Source organism: Variovorax sp. F042, from assembly GCF_057814215.1.
Window position 1 is genome coordinate 35,874 of sequence record NZ_JBVASX010000003.1, and the last position, 20,254, is coordinate 56,127.

The 20,254-nt window shown below is 68.6% G+C and carries 20 protein-coding genes; 17 read left to right on the plus strand and 3 right to left on the minus strand.

What is annotated here, in order from left to right; translation table 11 throughout:
- Positions 1-320: 320 nt before the first annotated feature.
- The 3 genes from ACZYSP_RS13105 to ACZYSP_RS13115 are packed head-to-tail and all read left to right on the plus strand — an operon-like array spanning position 321 to position 4,311.
- Positions 321-821 carry a sigma-70 family RNA polymerase sigma factor gene (locus tag ACZYSP_RS13105; protein WP_489014585.1) on the plus strand — a complete coding sequence of 167 codons (501 nt, stop codon included), beginning with the start codon at positions 321-323 and terminating at the stop codon, positions 819-821.
- The gene (locus ACZYSP_RS13110; protein WP_489014587.1) at positions 818-1,891 is read left to right on the plus strand and encodes a FecR family protein; all 1,074 of its coding nucleotides are present in this window, start codon (positions 818-820) and stop codon (positions 1,889-1,891) included. Before ACZYSP_RS13105 ends, ACZYSP_RS13110 begins: the two co-directional genes overlap by 4 nt.
- A complete protein-coding gene (locus ACZYSP_RS13115) occupies positions 1,888-4,311 on the plus strand; it encodes a TonB-dependent siderophore receptor (RefSeq protein ID WP_489014589.1) in 2,424 nt (807 codons plus the stop codon). The genes ACZYSP_RS13110 and ACZYSP_RS13115 overlap by 4 nt, the downstream gene beginning before the upstream one ends.
- A gap of 10 nt (positions 4,312-4,321) precedes the next feature.
- Here ACZYSP_RS13115 and ACZYSP_RS13120 read toward each other — a convergent pair whose 3' ends face one another.
- Positions 4,322-5,713, minus strand: coding sequence for an aminotransferase-like domain-containing protein (locus ACZYSP_RS13120; protein WP_093077113.1), 1,392 nt, complete (start codon positions 5,711-5,713; stop codon positions 4,322-4,324).
- Positions 5,714-6,067: 354 nt separating this feature from the next.
- On the opposite strand from ACZYSP_RS13120, the gene ACZYSP_RS13125 reads away from it, so the two are divergent.
- Genes ACZYSP_RS13125 through ACZYSP_RS13155 form a run of 7 tightly spaced genes read left to right on the plus strand, consistent with a single transcriptional unit; the run spans position 6,068 to position 11,840 of the window.
- Entirely contained in the window at positions 6,068-6,550 is a 483-nt protein-coding gene (locus tag ACZYSP_RS13125) for an MSMEG_0572/Sll0783 family nitrogen starvation response protein (protein WP_093058775.1), read from the plus strand.
- 13 nt (positions 6,551-6,563) lie between these two features.
- Positions 6,564-7,619 (plus strand): Nit6803 family nitrilase, encoded by a 1,056-nt coding sequence (locus tag ACZYSP_RS13130; protein ID WP_489014592.1) that lies wholly within the window; start codon positions 6,564-6,566, stop codon positions 7,617-7,619.
- Positions 7,582-8,652: an MSMEG_0568 family radical SAM protein gene (locus ACZYSP_RS13135; RefSeq protein ID WP_489015001.1), complete on the plus strand. Its 1,071-nt coding sequence runs from the start codon at positions 7,582-7,584 to the stop codon at positions 8,650-8,652. Before ACZYSP_RS13130 ends, ACZYSP_RS13135 begins: the two co-directional genes overlap by 38 nt.
- 2 nt (positions 8,653-8,654) lie before the next feature.
- Positions 8,655-9,227, plus strand: a complete 573-nt coding sequence (locus ACZYSP_RS13140) for an MSMEG_0567/Sll0786 family nitrogen starvation N-acetyltransferase (RefSeq protein WP_489014594.1) — start codon at positions 8,655-8,657, stop codon at positions 9,225-9,227.
- On the plus strand, positions 9,224-10,234 hold the full coding sequence (locus ACZYSP_RS13145) for a sll0787 family AIR synthase-like protein (RefSeq protein ID WP_489014596.1): 1,011 nt from the start codon (positions 9,224-9,226) through the stop codon (positions 10,232-10,234). The genes ACZYSP_RS13140 and ACZYSP_RS13145 overlap by 4 nt, the downstream gene beginning before the upstream one ends.
- Positions 10,225-10,509: an MSMEG_0570 family nitrogen starvation response protein gene (locus tag ACZYSP_RS13150; protein WP_489014598.1), complete on the plus strand. Its 285-nt coding sequence runs from the start codon at positions 10,225-10,227 to the stop codon at positions 10,507-10,509. Before ACZYSP_RS13145 ends, ACZYSP_RS13150 begins: the two co-directional genes overlap by 10 nt.
- Before the next feature lie 32 nt (positions 10,510-10,541).
- Positions 10,542-11,840: an MSMEG_0569 family flavin-dependent oxidoreductase gene (locus tag ACZYSP_RS13155; RefSeq protein WP_489014600.1), complete on the plus strand. Its 1,299-nt coding sequence runs from the start codon at positions 10,542-10,544 to the stop codon at positions 11,838-11,840.
- On the opposite strand, the gene ACZYSP_RS13160 is transcribed toward ACZYSP_RS13155, so the two are convergent.
- A complete protein-coding gene (locus tag ACZYSP_RS13160; RefSeq protein ID WP_489014602.1) occupies positions 11,837-12,535 on the minus strand; it encodes a LuxR C-terminal-related transcriptional regulator in 699 nt (232 codons plus the stop codon). The genes ACZYSP_RS13155 and ACZYSP_RS13160 overlap by 4 nt on opposite strands.
- Positions 12,536-12,778: 243 nt before the next feature.
- Here ACZYSP_RS13160 and ACZYSP_RS13165 point away from each other — a divergent pair, with 243 nt between their 5' ends.
- Positions 12,779-14,113 carry a DotU family type IV/VI secretion system protein gene (locus ACZYSP_RS13165; protein ID WP_489014604.1) on the plus strand — a complete coding sequence of 445 codons (1,335 nt, stop codon included), beginning with the start codon at positions 12,779-12,781 and terminating at the stop codon, positions 14,111-14,113.
- Complete coding sequence (locus tag ACZYSP_RS13170; RefSeq protein ID WP_489014606.1) at positions 14,110-15,231, plus strand: type VI secretion system protein; 1,122 nt, start codon at positions 14,110-14,112, stop codon at positions 15,229-15,231. Before ACZYSP_RS13165 ends, ACZYSP_RS13170 begins: the two co-directional genes overlap by 4 nt.
- Before the next feature lie 26 nt (positions 15,232-15,257).
- On the opposite strand, the gene tssJ is transcribed toward ACZYSP_RS13170, so the two are convergent.
- Positions 15,258-15,770, minus strand: a complete 513-nt coding sequence (gene tssJ / locus ACZYSP_RS13175; RefSeq protein WP_097200372.1) for a type VI secretion system lipoprotein TssJ — start codon at positions 15,768-15,770, stop codon at positions 15,258-15,260.
- 71 nt (positions 15,771-15,841) lie between these two features.
- On the opposite strand from tssJ, the gene tssA reads away from it, so the two are divergent.
- The 5 genes from tssA to ACZYSP_RS13200 all read left to right on the plus strand — a co-directional run bounded on the left by tssA (position 15,842) and on the right by ACZYSP_RS13200 (position 20,216).
- Positions 15,842-16,882 carry a type VI secretion system protein TssA gene (tssA, locus tag ACZYSP_RS13180; protein WP_489014609.1) on the plus strand — a complete coding sequence of 347 codons (1,041 nt, stop codon included), beginning with the start codon at positions 15,842-15,844 and terminating at the stop codon, positions 16,880-16,882.
- A gap of 51 nt (positions 16,883-16,933) precedes the next feature.
- A complete protein-coding gene (gene tssB, locus ACZYSP_RS13185; RefSeq protein ID WP_093058765.1) occupies positions 16,934-17,452 on the plus strand; it encodes a type VI secretion system contractile sheath small subunit in 519 nt (172 codons plus the stop codon).
- 49 nt (positions 17,453-17,501) lie between these two features.
- Complete coding sequence (gene tssC / locus ACZYSP_RS13190) at positions 17,502-18,998, plus strand: type VI secretion system contractile sheath large subunit (RefSeq protein ID WP_307615271.1); 1,497 nt, start codon at positions 17,502-17,504, stop codon at positions 18,996-18,998.
- 152 nt (positions 18,999-19,150) lie between these two features.
- Entirely contained in the window at positions 19,151-19,630 is a 480-nt protein-coding gene (locus tag ACZYSP_RS13195) for an Hcp family type VI secretion system effector (protein WP_093058763.1), read from the plus strand.
- A gap of 85 nt (positions 19,631-19,715) precedes the next feature.
- Positions 19,716-20,216 (plus strand): peptidoglycan-binding domain-containing protein, encoded by a 501-nt coding sequence (locus ACZYSP_RS13200; protein ID WP_258351490.1) that lies wholly within the window; start codon positions 19,716-19,718, stop codon positions 20,214-20,216.
- Positions 20,217-20,254: the final 38 nt, after the last annotated feature.

The following is a 20,254-nucleotide window of genomic DNA, read 5'->3' on the forward strand; positions in this document are numbered from 1 at the left end:
CGTGCCGCCACCCACCCGCGTACGAACACGAGCGCGAGCCACCGTCGGCGCTCCAGGCTCCCTGCGCTCCTGGCTGGCCAGCGCGGGCTGCCTCGGTGCGGCGGCGGGCGGCCTTGCGCTGTCGATCGGCCTCGGGCGCTGCGAGGCTGGCAGCACCAGCGCCGCCAGCCTGTCCACGCTCGCGCCGATCATGCAGACCCGGGGCCATCCCCCGGCGGGATGCAGCCGCGGCAGTAAAGCTTTCACAAATGCCAACCCAGTGAGATAGATTCATGCCTGCAACGCTCGCTGCGTTCCCGAACGACTTCTCTTTCCCTTCCATGCCGGACCGTCCTCCCACGCGCAGTGTGGAAACCCTCTACGGCGACCACCACGGCTGGCTGCTCGGATGGCTGCGCCGCAAGCTCGGCCATGTGGGCGACGCCGCCGACCTCGCGCAGGACACATTCGTGCGCGTGCTGGGCCGTCCGGGCGATGTCGAAGAGGTGCGCGAGCCGCGTGCCTGGCTCACCACCATCGCGCACGGCCTCGTGGTCGACCACGTGCGCCGCCGCACGCTGGAGCGCGCCTGCATGGAAGCCATCGCGGCCCTGCCGGAGCCTCAAGCGCCCTCGCCCGAGACGCAACTGCTGCTGGTCGAGGCGCTGGTGCGCATCGACACCATGCTCGACGGCCTCCCGCCCAAGGCGCGCAGCGCCTTCCTGCTCTCGCGGCTCGACGGCCTCGGCTATGCCGAGATCGCGCAGCGCCTGAACGTGAGCCTGAGCTCGGTCGAGAAATACATGGCAACTGCCATCCGCCACTGCCTGGCGCTGCGATGAAACCTGCATTCCCCTCTTCTTCTCCTTCGTCCGGCGACGGCGGCAACGCCTCCGACCTGCTCGAACAGGCCATCGCCTGGGTCGTGCGGCTGGGCTCCGGCAGCGCGGACGAAACAACGCACAGCGCCTGCGACGCATGGCGCGCCGCGCACCCCGCGCACGAACAGGCCTGGCAGCAGGTGCAGGCCGTGGAAGACGCCTTCCGCCAGGTGCCGCGCATCGGCGGCAGTATGAGCAGCGACATGGGCGACGCAGGCGGCGCGCTGGCCCACGGCGCGCTGCAGGCCGCGGCCCTGATGCGCGCGCAACAGCAGCGGCAGCAGCAAAGCCGGCGCCGCGCGCTCGGCGTGCTGGGCCTGGCTCTCACGGGCGGCGTCGTCGGCCTGTTCGTCTGGCGCGAAACGCCCTGGGAGCAACGCACGAACTACGCCACCGCCGTGGGCGAGCGCCGGCGCGTGACGCTGGCCGACGGCACCGAGCTGAACATCAACACCGGCTCCGAGGTGCAGGTGATCTTCTCGCCGCGCCAGCGGCGCATCGTGCTGAGCCGCGGCGAGCTCTTCGTGCGCACCGGCGCCGACAGCGGCGCGCTGCTGGGCCACCGCGCCTTCTGGGTCGAGACGCCGCATGCACGCTTCGAGGCACTCGGCACGCGCTTCGGCGTGCGCGAACAGGACGACCAGACGCGGCTGTCGCTCACCGAAGGCCGCGTGGCCATCCATACCGAAGGCGCGCCGCCAGTGGTCGCACAGGCCGGCGACGGCTACATCGTGCGCGGCGGCGCGGCACAGCCGCAGCGCATCGTGGACCGCAGCTTCGAGCCCGACGCCTGGACCGACGGCGCGCTGGTGGCCCGGCAGATGCGCCTGGACGCCTTTGTCGCCGAACTGGCGCGCTACCACGGCACTCCGCTGCTGTGCGATGCGGACGTGGCCTCGCTGCGCGTGTCGGGCGTGTTCCAGCTCAACGGCCCCGACCCGGTCGGCCGCGCGCTCGAAGCGCTGGTTCGCACACTGCCTGTACGGCTCGAACATGGCACAGGAGGCACATTGACTGTTGCGCGACGTTGAGACGGCTTAATCCGGACCGCCCTCCCGGGTTCTGGCGGTTCCGGCCGGCAAGGCCCACCCTGCTTCCCGCGCTGCTGCTGGGCGTCGCGGCGGGATGGGCTGCGCCCGCAGGATCCGCACGTGCACAGGCGGAGGCCTCCGCACGCGCCGGTTTCGATGTTCCGGCCGGCGCGCTCGAAGACGCGCTCAGCACCTTCGCGCGCCAGGCCGGCATCACGCTGTCTTTCGATCCGGCGCTGGTGCGTGGCAAGAACGCGGCCGCGCTGCAGGGCAGCCGCACGGTGCCCGAAGGCCTGGCCGAGCTGCTGTCGCCCCACCAGCTGGAGGCCGTGCCCGGCAGCAGCGGCGCCTATGCGGTGCGCCCGGCCGTGGCCACGGCGGCAGCCCCGGGCACCGGCAGCACGCTGCCCACGCTCACCGTCACCGCACAGGGCGAGCGCGCTGACGGCCAGGTGCAGGGCTACGTGGCGCAGCGCAGCGCCACCGCCACACGCACCGACACGTCGCTGCTCGAAACGCCGCGCGCCGTCACCGTCGTCACTCGAGCGCAGATGGACGACCAGGCCGTGCACACCGTCGAGCAGTCGCTGCGCTATTCCGCCGGCGTGCTCACCGAGGTCAGCGGCTATGACCCGCGCTTCGCGTCGCTCACGGTGCGCGGCTTCACGCCCGCCGAATACCTCGACGGCTTCAAGCTCCCCACCACCAGCCTCGTCACGCGGTGGCTGGTCGAGCCGCAGGTGCTGGAGCGCGTCGAGCTGCTGAAAGGACCGGGCGCGGTCTACGACCCGTCGGCGCCGGGCGGGGCCATCAACATGGTGTCGAAGCGCCCTTCGGCGGAGGCGGTGCGCGAGGTGAGCCTTTCGGTGGGCAACCGCAACCGCTACCAGGGCAGCTTCGACCTCGGCGGCGCGATGAACGCCGACGGCAGCCTGCTCTTCAGGCTCAACGGCGTGCTGCGCAACAGCAACGGCCAGACCGACTTCTCGCGCGACGACCGCAACTTCATTGCCCCGTCGCTGACGTGGACGCCATCGCCGCGCACCAAGGTCACGCTGATGGCCGAGGCCACGCGCGACCGCATGACGCCCAAGAGCATCTGGCCCGAAGGCGCCCTCATCTCGCCCAACCCCAACGGCAGCATTCCGCGCGAGCGCTTCATCGGCGAGCCCGGCTTCGACCGCTACAACCGCGATGCGTTCTCGCTCACCTACCTGCTGGAGCACCAGCTGAACGACAACTGGACGCTGCGGCAGAACGCGCGCCACGCGACGCTCGACATCGACTACCGGCAGATCTACGGCACCGGCTTCGAGAGCGACCTGCGCACACTCGACCGCTCGGTGGTGCGGATGAAGGACAAGAGCCGCACCACCACGCTCGACACCCAGCTCGAGGGGCGCTTTCGCACCGGGCCGGTGGAGCACACGCTGCTGATGGGGCTGGAGTACCAGCGCCAGAGCAGCACCACGCAGACCAGCGTCGATCCGGCCTCCTCCATCGATGCCTTCGCACCGGTCTATGGCGCGCCCGTGCCCGAGCCCGCGTTCTCCGTTCAGTCGACCAACGGCATCACGCAGCGCGGGCTCCATGTGCAGGACCAGATGCGCGCGGGGCCGTGGTCCCTCGGGCTGGCCGTGCGGCAGGACCGGGCGCACAACAGCGCCAGCCCGGGGCCGCAGGCGGCGGCGTCGTCCATCGGCCTCGACACCAACACCAAGACCACCTACAACGCGGGCCTGCTCTACCTCGCGCCGAACGGCCTGGCGCCCTACTTCAGCTACTCGACCTCGTTCACCCCGCTGCTGGGCACCATCGCTGGCGGCGACCTCCTGAAACCCGAGCTCGGCCGGCAGTTCGAGGTGGGCCTGAAGTACCGCCCGCCGAACGTGGACGCACTGTTCACCGTGTCGGTCTTCGACCTGAAGAAGAACAACTCGCCCACGTTCACCCCGTATGTGCTCAACCCGGTTTCGCAGATCGGCGAGGTGCGCACGCGCGGCCCGGAATTCGAGGCGCGCGCCTCGCTGACCCGCCAACTCAAGCTGGTGGCCAGCTACACCCTGCTCGACGCAAAGATCACCCGCAGCCTGAACCCCGAAGAAGTGGGCAAGCAGCCGCTCAACACAGCGCGCCAGACCGCCGCGCTGTGGCTCGACTACCGCTTCGGCAGCCCCGAGCTGCAGGGCTGGAGCGTGGGCGGCGGCGTGCGCCGTGTCGGCAAGGTGCCGGCCAGCGTAGACAACAGCAGCTACAACCCGGCCTACACGCTGGTCGATGCGGCCATCCGCTACGAACGCGGCCCCTACAGCTTTGCGCTGAACGCCACCAACCTCTTCGACAAGAGCTACGTCGCGGGCTACGGCCAGTACTTCGGCCAGGGGCGCACGGTGCAGGCGAAGCTCACCTACCGCTGGTAGGCACCATGGCTCAGCGCAGCGTCGCGTGCGGATGCAGCGGATGCGCCAGCGTGTCCGCAATCAACCGCAGCGCCTGATCGCACTGCTCGCGCGACATCGGCCCGCCCAGGCAGATGCGCACCGCATCGGGCGGGTCACCATCGGTGGAAAAGGCCGCGCTCGCCACCACGCCCACGTTCTGCGTGCGCAGGTACGACGCGAACTCCACCGGGCTCCACCCCGGCGTGAGCGGCAGCCACGCATGAAAGCCCTCGGGGTGCGCCTGCAGGCCGCTGTCGCCCAGGTAGCGCGTGGCCAGCAGTTGCCGCGCCACCGACTCCGCGCGCACCGCCTGCAGCATCTCTTCGGCCGTGCCGTCTTCCACCCACAGCGTGGTCAGCGCATTGGTGATCGGCGACGCCATCACCGTGGTGGCGCGCATCGCGCCCGCCAGCCGCTGCGACTGCACCACGGTCGGCGAGCACACGTACGCGCTGCGCAGCCCCGCGCCGAAGCACTTGGAGAACCCGCTCACGTAGTACGTGAGCCCCGGCGCCAGCGTGGCCAGCGACGCGGGCGTCTGGCGCGGCAGCATGCCGTAGGCGTCGTCCTCGATGATCGGCACCGCATAGCGCAGCGCCACGTCGGCCAGCGCCTCGCGCCGTGCGCGCGACACGGTGGCGGCCGTAGGGTTCAGCAGCGTGGGGTTGCAGTACAGCGCCTTGGGCTTGAGCGTCTTGCAGGCGTGCTCGAAGGCATCGGCGATGGGGCCGTCGTCGTCCATCTGCAGCGCGTGCAGCTGCACGCCGAGCTGCGCGGCGATGGCCTTCACGCCCGGGTAGGTGAGCGTTTCCACGCAGATCAGCTCGCCCGGCCGCGCGAGCTGCGAGAACAGCGCGGTCAGCACGCCGTGGATGCCGGGACACACCAGGATGCGGTCGACGCTCGCGTCGGGCACGAAGGGCCGCAGCCAGTGCATTGCGGCGGCGCGGTCGTGCGCGGTGCCGCCGAAGTCCTGGTAGCGCAGCAGGTCGTGGAAGTCGACCTGTGCGAAGGCGCGGCTGGCGCTGTCGTGCAGCCGCGCCATCAGGTGCTCGTCGTCGGGCTCGGGCGGCATGTTCATCGTCATCTCGGCGCCGCTGCCGCCGCGCAGCCGCAGGCTCGGGCTGCCGGAGCGGATGAAGGTGCCGGTGCCGGCGCGCGAGTCGATCAGCCCGCGCTTGCGCGCCTCGGCGTAGCCGCGCGCCACCGTCGTGTAGTTCAGTTCCAGGTCGGCGGCCAGCTCGCGCAGCGTGGGCAGGCGGTCGCGCACGCCGAGCCGGCCGGTCTTGATGTCGTCGGCGATCAGGTCGGCCAGCAGCAGGTAGGCCGGCCGGGCGGTGTTGCGCAGCTGCTTGCGCCAGTGGGCGGTGATCGTGGTCATCGGTGATGGTCCGGCGAAGTTGATTGCATTCATTGATTGCATCTGGCCACCGATCAACATGCAGGATCCGCGCCCGCGCCAGAGGGGATGAATGCTTCGATCAGGTGCGATCAACCCCATTGATCGGGTGCATTGATCGCATGGCATGTGCGTCGTCGCGGTGCAGAACAGGCCACGCGGGCCCACCCCGAGGCGGCGTTTTCGGGTACCGGAAAAATTTTTGCGTGCACGCAGCCCGCACTGCTGCACGTTGATCGCGCATTGATCGCATGAACCCGGCAAACCGCTGGCACATCGCCTGCGAAGGAAAAGGCACGCAACACCTGCGTACCCATCACCCAACCGGAGTACCTCATGCCCAAAGTCACCCGCCCCCGCAACGAAAAAGGCGAGTTCCTCGTCGACTACGAAGAGAAGGTGTTCGAAGACGTCAAGGCCGAACCCGGCCAGAAGGCGCTCGTCACCTTCCACACCGTGGCCTTCGAGGGTTCGATCGGCTTCGTGAACCTGCTGCAGGCCACGCGGCTGCGTCGCAAGGGCTTCGAGACTTCCGTCCTGCTGTACGGCCCCGGCGTGACGCTGGGCGTGCAGCGCGGCTTTCCCACGCTGGGCGACGAAGCCTTTCCGGGCCACCAGAACTTCAACAAGCAGCTCGCCAAGTTCATGGAAGAGGGCGGCAAGGTGTACGCCTGCCGCTTCGCGCTGCAGGCGCTGTACGGCCATGGCGAAGGCGCGCTGATCGAGGGCATCACGCCGATCAACCCGCTCGACGTGCTCGACCTCGTGCTGCTGCACAAGAAGGCCAACGCCGTGGTCATCGACACCTGGACGCTGTAAGGCAGCACGAGCGATGGCTTCCACCTCCCGCATCGTGCGCGCAGCGGCGATCCAGATCGCGCCCGACTTCGAGCGGCCCGACGGCACGCTCGACCGGGTGTGCAGCGCCATCGACGAGGCCGCATCGAAGGGCGCGCAGATCGCGGTCTTCCCCGAGACCTTCGTGCCCTACTACCCCTACTTCAGCTTCGTGCTGCCGCCGGTGCTGCAGGGCGCGCCGCACCTGCAGCTGGTAGAGCGCGCGGTGGTCGTGCCCGGCCCCGTCACGCAGGCGGTGGCCGAGCGGGCCCGTGCGCGCGGCATGGTGGTGGTGCTCGGCGTGAACGAGCGCGACCACGGCAGCCTCTACAACACGCAGCTGGTGTTCGACGCCGACGGCACTCTGGTGCTCAAGCGCCGCAAGATCACGCCCACTTATCACGAGCGCATGGTCTGGGGCATGGGCGACGGCGCCGGCCTCAAGGTGGTCGACACCGCCGTCGGCCGCGTCGGCGCGCTGGCCTGCTGGGAGCACTACAACCCGCTCGCACGCTACGCGCTGATGGCGCAGCACGAGCAGATCCACTGCGCGCAGTTTCCCGGCTCGCTGGTCGGCCCGATCTTCGCGGAGCAGATGGAAGTGACCATCCGCCACCACGCGCTGGAGTCGGGCTGCTTCGTGGTCAACGCCACCGGCTGGCTCACCGACGAGCAGATCCGCAGCGTGACGCCCGACGCCAACCTGCAGAAGGCGCTGCGCGGCGGCTGCCACACGGCCATCGTCTCGCCCGAGGGCAAGCACCTCGCACCGCCGCTCACCGAGGGCGAAGGCATGGTGGTTGTCGACCTCGACATGGCGCTGATCGCCAAGCGCAAGCGAATGATGGATTCGGTCGGCCACTACGCGCGGCCCGAGCTGCTGTCGCTTGCCATCAATGACCGGCCGGCGCAGACCACCGTGCCCATGCACCTCACGCAACCTTTTGCCCAACGGAGCCCCGACCATGACGACAACACCCACGACGATGCAGCCGCAGGACAGCCGGCAGCTGATGACCGAGCTCCAGTCCTTCGGGTTGCGGCTGGTTGACCCTTCGGCCGGCGTCTCGAGCCGCCGCGGCGGCGCGGGCCCTTCGGACCACAAGGCCGTGACGGTCGACGGCCACACGATCATGGTGCCGGTCCACACCTCCACCGCCTGGCACTCGCCCTTCACCGCCGAGCCGCCCGACGCCACCGGCATGAGCCGCGTGATGCGCGGCAGCATTCCCATTGCGAGCATCAGCTTTCCGAAGCAGCCGCGCTTCTACGCGATGCAGACCTTCGACGGCGTGCCCTACTCGCACATCGCCACGCTGCACGGCAGCGACGTGCTCGCCACCACCGTGCTGCAGACCTGCATCCGCTACGAAAGCCGCAGGAAGAGCTGCAAGTTCTGCGCGATCGGCCAGTCGCTCGCGGCCGGCCGCACCATCGCGCGCAAGACGCCAGAGCAGCTCGCCGAAGTGGCGCGCGCCGCCGTGCTGCTCGACGGCGTGAAGCACATGGTGATGACCACCGGCACGCCCAACGCCACCGACCGCGGCGCGGCCGTGCTGTGCGAGAGCGCCTTCGCCATCAAGGCCGCGGTCGACATTCCCATCCAGGGCCAGTGCGAGCCGCCTGACGACGACCAGTGGTTCCACCGCATGAAGGCCGCTGGCATCGACACGCTGGGCATGCACCTCGAAGTGGTCACGCCCGAGGTGCGCGAACGCATCATGCCGGGCAAGGCCAGCGTGCCCGTCTCACGCTACATGAGCGCCTTCGAGGCGGCCGTGGGCGTGTTCGGGCGCGGGCAGGTCAGCACCTACATCCTGGCCGGGCTGGGCGACACGCGCGAGGCCATTCTCGACACCTGCGACCAGCTGCTCGCGCGCGGCGTGTACCCCTTCGTCGTGCCCTTCGTGCCGATCAGCGGTACGCCGCTCGAAGACCATCCCGCACCCTCGCCCGAGTTCATGAAGTCGCTGCTCGCGCCGCTGGGCGAACGCGTGGTAGCGGCGGGCCTGCGCTCGGCCGACATCAAGGCCGGATGCGGCAAATGCGGCGCGTGCTCGTCGCTCTCCGTCTACGAAAGCTGAACATGCTGTGCATCGACGACCTCTGCGAGATGCGCGAACGGATGGGCGACCACTACGCGCCCGTCGAATACCTGGTGCGCGAAGCCGCCCAGCAGTGGGAGCGCGACGAGGCCATGGCGCTGCGCCGCGCGGTGTTCTGCATCGAGCAGGGCATCTTCGTGCGCGACGACCGCGATGCCATCGACGACCATGCGCGCTTGCTGGCGGCCATGTCGTGCAACGGCGGCATGCCCGAGCAGGTGGTGGGCACTGTGCGAATCCATCGCGGTGAAGCCGAAGGCGAATGGTGGGGCTCGCGGCTGGCCGTGCACCCCGCGTTCCGCAGCCAGGGGCACCTGGGTGCGACGTTGATACGGCTGGCGGTGTCGCGCGCCAACGCGCTGGGTTGCGATACCTTTCTCGCGCAGGTGCAGATGCAGAACGTGCCGCTGTTCAACAAGCTCGGCTGGACGGTGCTCGAAGAAACGAGCGTGCACGGCCGCCCGCATGCGCGCATGCAGGCCGACCTGGGCCGCTATCCGCCCTGCCACGACCCCGTGAGCGGCTTCGTCACGCGCGCGAAGGTGCTGGCATGACGACGAACGTCCACGAGATTGCAGAAGCCTTGCGCGCCACGCGCGGCTTCGCCCTCAAGCGCGACATCAGCGACGTGGTGTCGGCGCTGGGCCGCTCGCTGCCCGGCGGCCATGCCGCGCTCGCGCAGGCCGTGCCCATCGGCGACGACTGCGCGGCCATCCCCGACGGCCATGGCGGCTACCTGCTGTTCGCCATCGAAGGGCTGGTGGAAGACTTCATCGTGCGCATGCCGTGGTTCGCGGGCTACTGCGGCGTGATGGTCAACGTGAGCGACATCTACGCCATGGGCGGACGCCCCACCGCTGTAGTCGATGCGCTTTGGAGCAGCGGCATGAGCCCCGCCGACGACGTGCTGCGCGGCATGGCCGAGGCCGCCGTGCGCTACGGCGTGCCCATCGTGGGCGGGCACAGCAACAACCGCAGCGAGCGGCCGCAGCTGGCAGTCGCCATCCTCGGCCACGCGCGCCGGCTGCTGACCAGCTTCGACGCGAAGCCGGGCGACCTGCTCGTGATGACCGCCGACCTGCGCGGCGCCTACGAAGAGCCCTTTCCGTACTGGAACGCCTCGACCCGCGCGCCCGCCGCGCGGCTGCGTGCCGACCTGGAGCTGCTGCCGGCCATCGCCGAAGACGGCCTGTGCGGCGCCGCGAAAGACATCAGCATGGCCGGTGCAGTGGGCACGGCCATGATGCTGCTCGAGTGCTCTGGCGTTGGCGCGCGCATCGATCTCGACGCGCTGCCAAGGCCCGATGGCGTGCCGCTGTTGCGCTGGCTGTCGACGTTTCCGAGCTACGGCTTCGTGCTCAGCGTGGCACCCGTGCAGGTGGCTTCGGTGATGGCGCGCTTTGCCGCGCGCGACATCGCCTGCGGTGTGATCGGCGAGGTCGATGCCACCCGGCAGGTACGGCTGCGCGCCGAAGGCGAAGAAGCGCTGCTGTGGGACTTCGGCAGCGACGCCTTCATCCAGCCACCTCTCGCCCTGCTGGAGCCCTCCGCATGCCTGTGATGCACTTCCGCGTGCGCTGGCCCGACGCCAGCGAAACACGCTGCTATTCGCCTTCCAGCGTGGTGCGCGACTACATTGCGCCCGGCGAGCGCTACGCCCTGGCCGACTTCATGCGGCGCACGCGCGAGGCATTGGGCATGGCCTCGGAGCGGGTTCGTGCGAAGTACGGCTTCGCCTGCTCGCAGGCCATGGACCAGCTCGCCGAGATCGAACACATCGCCGCGCGCTTCAGTGAAACCGCAGAGGCCCAGGTCACCGTCGTCGCCTTCGACTGACTGTCCCCACATCCAGAGAGAGAAAGAAACCCATGTCACACCCTTACGGCGGGCGCAGCCACTACAGCGTCGTCATCGTCGGCGGCGGCCAGGCCGGCCTGTCGCTGAGCCATTGCCTGCAGCAGCGCGGCATCGACCACCTCGTGATCGAGAAGCGCAGCCTCGTGCACACCTGGCGCACGCAGCGCTGGGATTCGTTCTGCCTCGTCACGCCCAACTGGCAGTGCCAGCTGCCGGGCTGGGGCTACATCGGCAGCGATCCGCACGGCTTCATGGTCAAGGACCAGATCAACGAATGGCTCGCGGGCTTCGTCGAGCACGTGAAGGCGCCGGCCATCGAAGGCGTGACTGTCGAACGCGTATCGCGCGATGGCGAACGCGAGCGCTTCAGCGTGCAGACCGACGCCGGCCTCTACACCGCCGACCAGGTGGTGGTGGCCTCCGGCGGCTACCACCGCCCCATCGTGCCGCGCCTGGCCGAGAAGCTGCCTGCAAGCGTGGCGCAGTTCCACTCGGCGCAGTACCGCAACCCGGCGCAGCTGCCCGAGGGCGCGGTGCTGGTGGTGGGCTGCGGCCAGTCGGGCGCGCAGATTGCCGAAGACCTGCACCTGGCCGGCCGCAAGGTCCACCTGGCCACCGGCAACGCCCCGCGCTGCGCGCGCTTCTACCGGGGCCGCGAGGTGGTCGACTGGCTTGCCGACATGAAGTACTACGACATGCCCGTCACCGAGCATCCGCTGCGCGAAGGCGTGCGCGACAACACCAACCACTACGTGACCGGCCGCGACGGCGGACGCGACATCGACCTGCGGCGCTTCGCACTCGAAGGCATGAAGCTGTATGGCCTGCTGAGCGGCTTCGACAACGGCAGCTTCGAGCTGCAGCCCAACCTGCGCGACAACCTCGACCAGGCCGACGGCACCTACAACCGCATCAACGCATCGATCGACAAGCACATCGCCGCGCAGGGCATCGAGGCGCCGCCGCCTTCGGTCTACGCGCCGGTGTGGGAGCCGCAGGAAGAACGCACGCGGCTCGACCTTGCGGCGGCGGGCATCACCAGCGTGGTCTGGTGCATCGGCTTCTCACCTGATTTCGCATGGGTCGACGCGCCGGTGTTCAACGGGCGCGGCGCACCGGTGCACCTGCGCGGCGTGACGAACGAGCCGGGGCTTTACTTTCTCGGGCTGCCCTGGCTGCACACCTGGGGTTCGGGTCGCTTCTCGGGCGTGGCGCGCGATGCCGAGTTTCTGGCCCAAGCCATTGCGCAGAGAAAAGAGGGGTTGCGCGGCAGTGCCGGTACCCCGGCGCCCGAATTGCGCGCAGCCTAGGCCTGCTGCGCCTCGGTCAGCGCCTGCGCAGCCACCACCGCCTCTGTGCGGTTGCGCACATTGAGCGCCCGAAAGATGGCTGCCAGGTGGATCTTCACGGTGCCTTCGCTGATGCCCAGGCTGCGCCCGATCAGCTTGTTGGGCTTGCCCTGCGACAGCAGCTGCAGCACCTCGACCTGGCGCTCGGTGAGCACGTTGCGCAGGTGCTCCAGCGTCTGGGTGCCGCCATTGCCGCCGCCTGCGCCGCGCGTCAGCGCCTCGGTGGCCGCCTGCGGCGCCATGCCGGCCACGATGCCCGGCGGCAGCGCCGTCAGCATCATCGGCGGCACATACACGCCGCCGGCCAGCACCAGCCGCACGGCCGACAGCATGACCTCGGGCGAATACGCCTTGGGAATGAAGCCGAGCACGCCGCGCTCGAGCGCGCTGCGCATGATGGCCGGGTCTTCGTAGCCCGACAGCACGATCACCGGCACGGCCGGATGGCGGCGGCGGATTTCGTCGATGTGGGCCTGGCCGTCGGCGCCTGGCATGTTGAGGTCGATCAGGGCCAGGTCGAGGTCGTCGGTGGCTCCGGCAAGCAATTCGTCGACGCTCATCGTCAGAACGAATTCGATGCCAGGCTCCAGCTCCGACAACTTGGCTTTGACCGCCTCGATGACGAGCCGGTGGTCGTCGGCGATCAGGATTTTCATGATGTCTTTCCCCGTGTCCCAGCGTGCAGTGCACTTGCAGACGCTGAAGATACCGGCGAATGCCCCGCGCAGCAAGGCCGCCCGCCCCACCAACGGCATAGACCCCAAGCGATATGGCGCCCGCCGCGCCCCCTTTGGAAGAATGAACGCCTACTCGAAGGAACCGGGGACATGGGCATGTGCCATCGCAGCAGACTCTGGCGCCGGGCATCCTTCGCAACGCATGGCTGAGCGGGCCCGCCCATGGCCCGCCTTCTAGACTGCTTCTCCAGCTTCATCTCGTTCGGCCTCGCACTGGACGCATCGATCGCGGCCGGCTCACCCATGCTGGCGCACGATGCTGCACAGCAGCAGGCCCGCCAGCGGCTCGATGCGGCCCGCGCCGCCGCCGAGGCCTCGGGCACGCCCGCGGGGCAGATCGAATCGGCGGCTTTCGCAATGGTGGCCTGGATCGACGAAATCCTCGCGCGCCACCCCGAGGCCACCTCGGCGGCAAGCACGGCGGCCCCGCTGCAGGTGCAGCTCTTCAACTCCAACAACGCGCACAGCGAGTTCTTCCACCACCTGTCGGCCCTGGGCGCGCGGGACGACGCGGTGCGCGAGGTGTACTGGCATGCGCTGGCGCTCGGCTTCAAGGGCCAGTACTACTTCGAGGACGGCGACCAGGGCGAGCTGGGCAAGCTGAAAGACCTGCACGGCAGCCAGCTGCTGCTGCGCCCGCTGTCCACCGGCAGCCTGGTGCAGGACCGCATCACGCCGCAACCCTACGAGGTGCCCGACCCGCGCGGCCCCAACGACACGCGCCGGCGCGACCGCACGCTGCTGCTGAGCAGCGCCGCGCTGGCGCTGGCGCTGCCCCTGCTCTACCTGCTGTGGCTGTGGTCCACCGGTCCGCCCGCGGCCGCCACCGGCCTGAGCCAGCGCGTCGAGCAGCACCTGCAGACTTTCGCCTGCGCCGACCTCACGGCCACCGTCGACCGGGACGGCCGCACGCAAGTGACCGGCTTCGTCTCGCTGCCGGGCGACCTGCCGCGCGTGGAGCATGAAGTGAGCGCGCTGCCCGGCGTGAAGGCGCCGCGCTTCGACATCGGCCTGCGCGTATGGCCGCACTGCGAGGTGTTCGCCATCCTCAAGCCCTACCAAATGCGCAACAACGAGAAGGTCTACGGACTGGACGTGACCGCGCCCTCGGCCCGCGAAGGCCAGCTGCGCGAGGGCGACAACGTGCGCGTGCAAGTGGTCGCGCCGCGCCACGACAGCTACATCTGGGTCGACTACTACACGGTCGACGGCTCGGTCATGCACCTCAATGCCGGGCAGGTGCCCACGCGGCTGCACGCCGGCGAAACGCTGGAGCTGGGCCGCGACATTCCGTCGAGCTGGCTGGTGAGCCCGCCCTTCGGCAACGTGCTGGTCACCGTGCTGTCGTCGCCGACGCCATTCAGCGAAACCTCCGACCGTCCGCCCTACGAGCTGGCCTCCGCCTACCTGCTGCGGCTGCGCGAAGCGCTCGCGGCCGGCAAGAGCAGCGAGCGGCTGATCGCCGACTTCGTCTTCCTCGAGACCGTTTCCCGATGAATGCCCTGCTCTCACCCACCCATCGCTTCTGGCTGCTGCTGGCGCTGTGCCTGCTCGGCTTCGGCCTGCTGTACGCGGTGGTGCGCGATGCGGGCCGAGGTGCGCGCAGGCGTGGGCTGCAGAAGCGCATCGCGGCGCTCAGCGCGCCATCCACCGGCGCCGACGAGGCTGCCATCGACGCCCTGAGGGACGGCATGACGCAGGCGCAGCAAGCCCTGCGCCGCTTGCCACGGCCGAACGCCGTGGTGCCCGCGCCGTGGTTCCTGTGCTTCGGCGACGCTGCGGCCAACCTGGCCGGCCTGTTCGCGACGGCGCGCGCCGACCGCGTGCCCCCGCCTGAACCTGCGAGCGGAGGTGGCGGCGAACCCTTCGGCGCAACGTGGTGGCACTGGTGGCTGACAGGCGCGACGGTGGCCATAGAGATCCATCCGGGCGCGCTCGGCGACACGGCCGGTACGCCGCCGCTGCGCGGCCTGTGGCTGCAGTCGCTGCTCGCGCTGGCCGAGCGGCGCGACCGGCTGCCGCTCAACGGCCTGGTGGTGGGCGTGGCGGCGGGCGAGTTGCTGCATGCCGATGCCACGGAGCTGAAGTCGCTGGCCGCACGGGCGCGCCGCCTGCTCGACGAAACCAGCGACACCCTGCGCCTGCAACTGCCCACCTACCTCGTCGTGACCGGGCTCGAACAACTCACGGGCTATGCGGCCCTGCGCGGCGCGCTGCCGCCCGAAGTGCTGGCGCAGGTGCTGGGGCATCGGCTGACCGATGCCTCGCCCTTCATCGAGACACCGGCCGGCGAGCGGCTGGATACCGTGTTCGATCCCATCGCGAAGCACCTGCACGCGCTGCGCATGGCACTGCTGCGCGAGCAGCCCGGCGCCGCGGGCCGGCTCGCCATTCACGAATTCGTGGAGGCCGTGCGCGCGCTGCAGCCCGGCCTGCGCCAGTTCGCGCAGGTGCTGTTCGAGAACCACGGCAAGTCCTCGCGCACGCCGCGCTGGCGCGGGCTCTACCTCACGGCAGCCGCATCGGACTCAACCGGCGGGGCCTTCGTGAACGATCTGTTCGAGCACTTCCTGCCCGCCGACCAACCGCTGGTGCGGCCAGGGCGGCCGTCATGAGCCGCCCCCGGGGCAAGGTCCGGCGACTACTTCGCGTCGATACGGATCGCGCGTGCGCCGAAGTTCACGTCGAGTGCCTGCGCCTTGCCCGTGGTGACCGGGCGCACTTCGCGCCAGCGCGCTCGGTCGAGATCGCGGAACGCCGCCATCACGCCGATGGACTTCGCGTCGGGCGGCAGGTTGAAGTCGAGCTTCTTCGTCTCGCCGGGCCGCAGCAGCACTTCTTCGCGCTGCACGAGTTCAGCGCCGAGCGTGGCCTGGTCTTTCTCGAACAGCGAGAAGAAGTCGGCACCCTCGAACGGGCCGGGCGACTTCAATGCATACACGCGCACGGTGAGCGGCGAGGCCCGTCCGCGCGCATCGGGGTTGGCATCGGCGCCCGCCGTGAGGGTCACGGCCACCGTGGTGACCACCGGTTTGCTCGCGCAGCCCGCGATGAAAAGACCCGCTGCAGCAAGGCCAAGAGCTGCGATGCGGCGCCGCGTTGCCGCGCCAAGGAGGCCTTCATAGGACGAATGGTGTGTACCCAGCGTGCGCATGCTATTCCCTTCGTTGCATTGACCGGTCAAGACGCATCTTTGATTATCACCAGCGAACTCCAACAGGCAACATGCTGACCAACGAACTCGCAGCCACACTGCTCGCGCCCATCGGCGAGGCCTCGCCGTGCGGCGACGATCTCGAGTACGACGCGGACTTCATGACGCTGGTCTCGGCCGCGCAGGGCAAGCCCGAGCAGCAGTTCGGCGACACCGTGATTCCCGCGGTCGAACCCGAGTGGCGCGAAGTGGGCGAACGGGCCGACGGCATCCTGCGCCGCAGCAAGGACGTGCGCGCCGCGGTGCTGCTGCTGCGCGCATCCACCCGCATGCAGGGCGTGGAAGGCTTCGCCGCCGGGCTGGGCCTGCTCAACGGATTGCTCGACACCTTCTGGGAAGGCATACATCCAAAGCTGGATGCGGACGACGACAACGATCCGACGATGCGCCTGAACGCGCTCGCGCCGCTGACCGACGAGAGCATGGGCCTGCGCGACCTGTACGAGGCGCAGATCGGCATCGCGCGCGGCGTGGGCCCGATCCGCGTGCGCGACATTGCCATTGCCCACAACACGCTCACCGCCGTCGGCGGCGAGGCCACGTACTCCGCAGCGCAGGTGCATGGCGGGCTCGAAGCCATCCAGGCCGAGCGGCCCGAGGCGATCCAGGCCGCCCTCGGCGTGCCCGCGCTGGTGGAGCAGCTGAAGAAACTCGTCGCCGATCACACCGGCCGCGCCGATGCCGTCGACCTCGAACCGCTTCGCACCATCGCCCGCGTGCTGCAGAAGGCCTGCGCCGCCGCCAGCGGCGCGCCGGCCGATGCCGCTTCGGATGCCTCCGGCGACACGGCCGCCGATGCACAGGCGAACGGCAGCGCGGCCGCCCGCCCCGCCGGCGCACGCGGCGAGATCCAGAACCGGCAGGACGCGGTGCAGATGCTCGACCGCGTCATTCGCTACCTCGAGCAGGCCGAGCCGGGCAACCCCGCGCCGCTTCTGATCGAGCGCGCCAAGAAGCTCATCGGCGTGAGCTTTCTCGAAATCATGGCCAACCTCGCGCCGAACGCGATGGACACCATCGAAACGGTCACGGGCCGCCGCCCGTCCGAGTAAGCCAGCACCACCCCACACCCGCCCCCATTCACACCCGCAAGGAGCATCTCCATGGCCAAGAGCAGTCAGAAATTCATCGCCCGCAACCGGGCGCCCCGGGTCCAGATCGAATACGACGTGGAGCTCTACGGGGCAGAGAAAAAGGTGCAGCTGCCCTTCGTGATGGGCGTGCTGGCGGACCTCTCGGGCAAGCCGGCAGACCCGCTCGCGCCGGTGGCCGATCGCAAGTTCCTGGAGATCGACGTCGACAACTTCGACTCGCGCATGAAGGCCATGAAGCCGCGCGCGGCCTTCGCGGTGGAGAACTCGCTCACCGGCGAGGGCGACCTGAAGGTGGAGCTCACCTTCGAGAACATGGAAGACTTTTCGCCAGCCGCCGTGGCGCGCAAGGTGGGTGCGCTGAACAAGCTGCTCGAAGCACGCACGCAGCTGTCGAACCTCGTCACCTACATGGACGGCAAGGGCGGCGCCGAAGACCTGCTGGCCAAGGTGCTCGAAGACCCGGCCCTGCTGCAGACGCTGGCCGCGAGCAAGAAGCCCGAAGACGCCGGCGGCACACCCGCCGCCTGACGACGACACCCATCCGACCGCCACACAGGATCACGAGGAGTAAACCACCATGGCCACCGAAGCACTCGAACAGAGCGCGCTGAAAGATGTCGCGTATGCGGGCAGCGACTTTTCGTCGCTGCTGCAAAAGGAATTCAAGCCGCGCAGCGACGAAGCCAAGAGCGCCGTCGAAGCCGCGGTGCTCACGCTGGCGCAGCAGGCGCTGGCCAACAGCACCGTCATCGGCAAGGACGTGACCAAGTCGATCCAGGCCATGATCGCCGCGATCGACGCCAAGCTCACCGACCAGGTGAACAAGATCATCCACCACCCCGAATACCAGAAGCTCGAGAGTGCGTGGCGCGGCCTGCACTACATGGTGAACAACACCGAGACCGACGAGAACCTGAAGATCCGCGTGATGGACATCTCCAAGACGGATCTGGCCAAGAGCCTGAAGAAGTTCAAGGGCGCGGCCTGGGACCAGAGCCCGATGTTCAAGAAGATCTACGAGCAGGAGTACGGCCAGTTCGGCGGCGAGCCCTTCGGCGCGCTGGTGGGCGACTACCACTTCGACCAGAGCCCGCCCGACGTGGAACTGCTCGGCGAAATGGCCAAGATCGCCGCGTCGGCGCATGCCCCCTTCATCACCGGCGCCAGCCCCAACCTGATGCAGATGGAGTCGTGGCAGGAGCTCGCCAACCCGCGCGACCTGACCAAGATCTTCCTCACGCCCGAGTACGCCGGCTGGCGCAGCCTGCGCGAGTCGGACGACTCCAAGTACATCGGCATGTGCATGCCGCGCTTCCTGGCGCGCACGCCCTACGGCGCCAACACCAACCCGGTGGAAGAGTTCGACTTCGAGGAAGACACCGCCGGCGCCGACCACAGCAAGTACGCCTGGGCCAATGCGGCCTACGCGATGGCGACCAACATCAACCGTTCGTACAAGCTGTACGGCTGGGGTTCGCGCATCCGCGGCATCGAGTCGGGCGGCGCGGTGGAGAACCTGCCGCTGCACACCTTCCCGAGCGACGACGGCGGCGTGGACCAGAAATGCCCGACCGAGATCGCCATCAGCGACCGGCGCGAGGCCGAACTCTCGAAGGCCGGCCTGCTGTCGATGATCCACCGCAAGAACTCCGACTTTGCCGCTTTCATCGGCGCCCAGTCGCTCAACAAGCCGGCCGAGTACGACGACCCGGACGCCACGGCCAACGCCAACCTGGCGGCGCGCCTGCCCTACCTCTTTGCCTGCAACCGCTTTGCGCACTACCTCAAGTGCATCGTGCGCGACAAGGTCGGCAGCTTCAAGGAGCGCGAGGACATGCAGCGCTGGCTGAACAAATGGATCATGAATTACGTGGACGGCGACCCGGCCAACTCGTCGGAAATCACCAAGTCGCAGAAGCCCCTGGCGGCCGCCGAAGTGGTCGTCGAGGAAGTGGAAGGCAACCCGGGCTACTACACGTCCAAGTTCTTCCTGCGCCCGCACTACCAGCTCGAAGGCCTCACGGTTTCTTTGCGCCTGGTGTCCAAGCTGCCGACGGCCAAGGGCGCCGGCTGAAAAAAATCTAGGGATTCTTCTTGAATTCCCGGTTCCGTTTCGTTCTATGAGTAGCTGCCGGGCATCGGAACTTACCTCCCACCGCCGGCAGCCATTTTTCTCGTTTCGATCATCAACCGCCCGAACGCAATCGGGTTCCAAGGAGTAGGAACATGTCATCTGACTTTCACATCAAGCTCGACGGCGTCAAGGGCGAGTCTTCCCACAAGGACCACAAGGACGAGATCGAGATTTCGTCGTGGTCCTGGAACGTGGCCAACTCGTCGGGCGCAGGTTCTGGCGGCGGCTCGGGCAAGGGCAAGGCCACGCCCGGTGAATTCCATTTCACGCACACCTACGACAAGGCCTCCCCGGTGCTGGCCAAGAACTGCGTGAGCGGCAAGCACTTCAAGGACATGGTCCTGACCTGCCGCAAGGCCGGCGAAGGCCAGCAGGAGTACCTGAAGGTCACGATGAAGGAAGTCTTCATCTCTGCCGTGAGCCCCGGCGGCGCGCAGGGCGGCGACGTGTACGAACAGGTGATGTGCTCGTTCAAGGACATCGAGTTCGCCTACAAGGCCCAGGACGACAAGGGCGCCGGCGGCGGCGAAGTCAAGTTCGGCTGGAACGTGGCGACCACCGAAACCCGCTGACGGGCGACGGACCGCCGGGCACGGCATCGGGCGCGCCAGTGCCCGGTGCGGTTTCCATGCGTCCTCACCGCACCGGAGCAATGCAATGGCATTCAGCACCCCAACCATCAGCAGCAGCGGCGCGCTGCTCACGACCTACAACACCGACTGGTCGGTCGGTCGGATCGGCTCCAACACACGTGAAGACGTGATGCTCGTGCAGGCGCTGTTCAAGATCTTCTACTACGAACTGCTCGGCTTCAACCACGATCTGGAGCCGCCTCCCGGCCAGACAGAGGTGATCGTCGTGGACGGCTACTACGGGCAGATCACGCAGAAGCACATTACGCACTTCCAGACGCAGGCGATAGCGCTCGGATACAAGGTTCTGCCGGACGGCATCTTCGATCCGTTCCGGGAGCCCGGTGCGTCCAGCACGATCAGCAAGACACGCTATGCGCTCGACCTGCTCAACAACGCCTGTGCCAACTGCTGCAAGGAGCAGGGCATCGACAACTACACCAACCTGCCGAACCGGGACGACATGCCCCTGTTGCTGCGCAGCGCGTTGAAGAAGGTCAAGAAGACGGCCAGGAAGTACAGCTGAGCGGCCCCAGCGACCGCCAGCCTGGCGCCCGTCCGATG

Coding starts and splice junctions, on each gene's coding strand:
- ACZYSP_RS13105 (WP_489014585.1), top strand. CDS start 321: ATGCCGGACCGTCCTCCCACGCGCAGTGTGGAAACCCTCTACGGCGAC.
- ACZYSP_RS13110 (WP_489014587.1), top strand. CDS start 818: ATGAAACCTGCATTCCCCTCTTCTTCTCCTTCGTCCGGCGACGGCGGC.
- ACZYSP_RS13120 (WP_093077113.1), bottom strand. CDS start 5,713: ATGACCACGATCACCGCCCACTGGCGCAAGCAGCTGCGCAACACCGCC.
- ACZYSP_RS13125 (WP_093058775.1), top strand. CDS start 6,068: ATGCCCAAAGTCACCCGCCCCCGCAACGAAAAAGGCGAGTTCCTCGTC.
- ACZYSP_RS13130 (WP_489014592.1), top strand. CDS start 6,564: ATGGCTTCCACCTCCCGCATCGTGCGCGCAGCGGCGATCCAGATCGCG.
- ACZYSP_RS13135 (WP_489015001.1), top strand. CDS start 7,582: ATGACCGAGCTCCAGTCCTTCGGGTTGCGGCTGGTTGACCCTTCGGCC.
- ACZYSP_RS13140 (WP_489014594.1), top strand. CDS start 8,655: ATGCTGTGCATCGACGACCTCTGCGAGATGCGCGAACGGATGGGCGAC.
- ACZYSP_RS13145 (WP_489014596.1), top strand. CDS start 9,224: ATGACGACGAACGTCCACGAGATTGCAGAAGCCTTGCGCGCCACGCGC.
- ACZYSP_RS13150 (WP_489014598.1), top strand. CDS start 10,225: ATGCCTGTGATGCACTTCCGCGTGCGCTGGCCCGACGCCAGCGAAACA.
- ACZYSP_RS13155 (WP_489014600.1), top strand. CDS start 10,542: ATGTCACACCCTTACGGCGGGCGCAGCCACTACAGCGTCGTCATCGTC.
- ACZYSP_RS13160 (WP_489014602.1), bottom strand. CDS start 12,535: ATGAAAATCCTGATCGCCGACGACCACCGGCTCGTCATCGAGGCGGTC.
- ACZYSP_RS13165 (WP_489014604.1), top strand. CDS start 12,779: ATGGCCCGCCTTCTAGACTGCTTCTCCAGCTTCATCTCGTTCGGCCTC.
- ACZYSP_RS13170 (WP_489014606.1), top strand. CDS start 14,110: ATGAATGCCCTGCTCTCACCCACCCATCGCTTCTGGCTGCTGCTGGCG.
- tssJ (WP_097200372.1), bottom strand. CDS start 15,770: ATGCGCACGCTGGGTACACACCATTCGTCCTATGAAGGCCTCCTTGGC.
- tssA (WP_489014609.1), top strand. CDS start 15,842: ATGCTGACCAACGAACTCGCAGCCACACTGCTCGCGCCCATCGGCGAG.
- tssB (WP_093058765.1), top strand. CDS start 16,934: ATGGCCAAGAGCAGTCAGAAATTCATCGCCCGCAACCGGGCGCCCCGG.
- tssC (WP_307615271.1), top strand. CDS start 17,502: ATGGCCACCGAAGCACTCGAACAGAGCGCGCTGAAAGATGTCGCGTAT.
- ACZYSP_RS13195 (WP_093058763.1), top strand. CDS start 19,151: ATGTCATCTGACTTTCACATCAAGCTCGACGGCGTCAAGGGCGAGTCT.
- ACZYSP_RS13200 (WP_258351490.1), top strand. CDS start 19,716: ATGGCATTCAGCACCCCAACCATCAGCAGCAGCGGCGCGCTGCTCACG.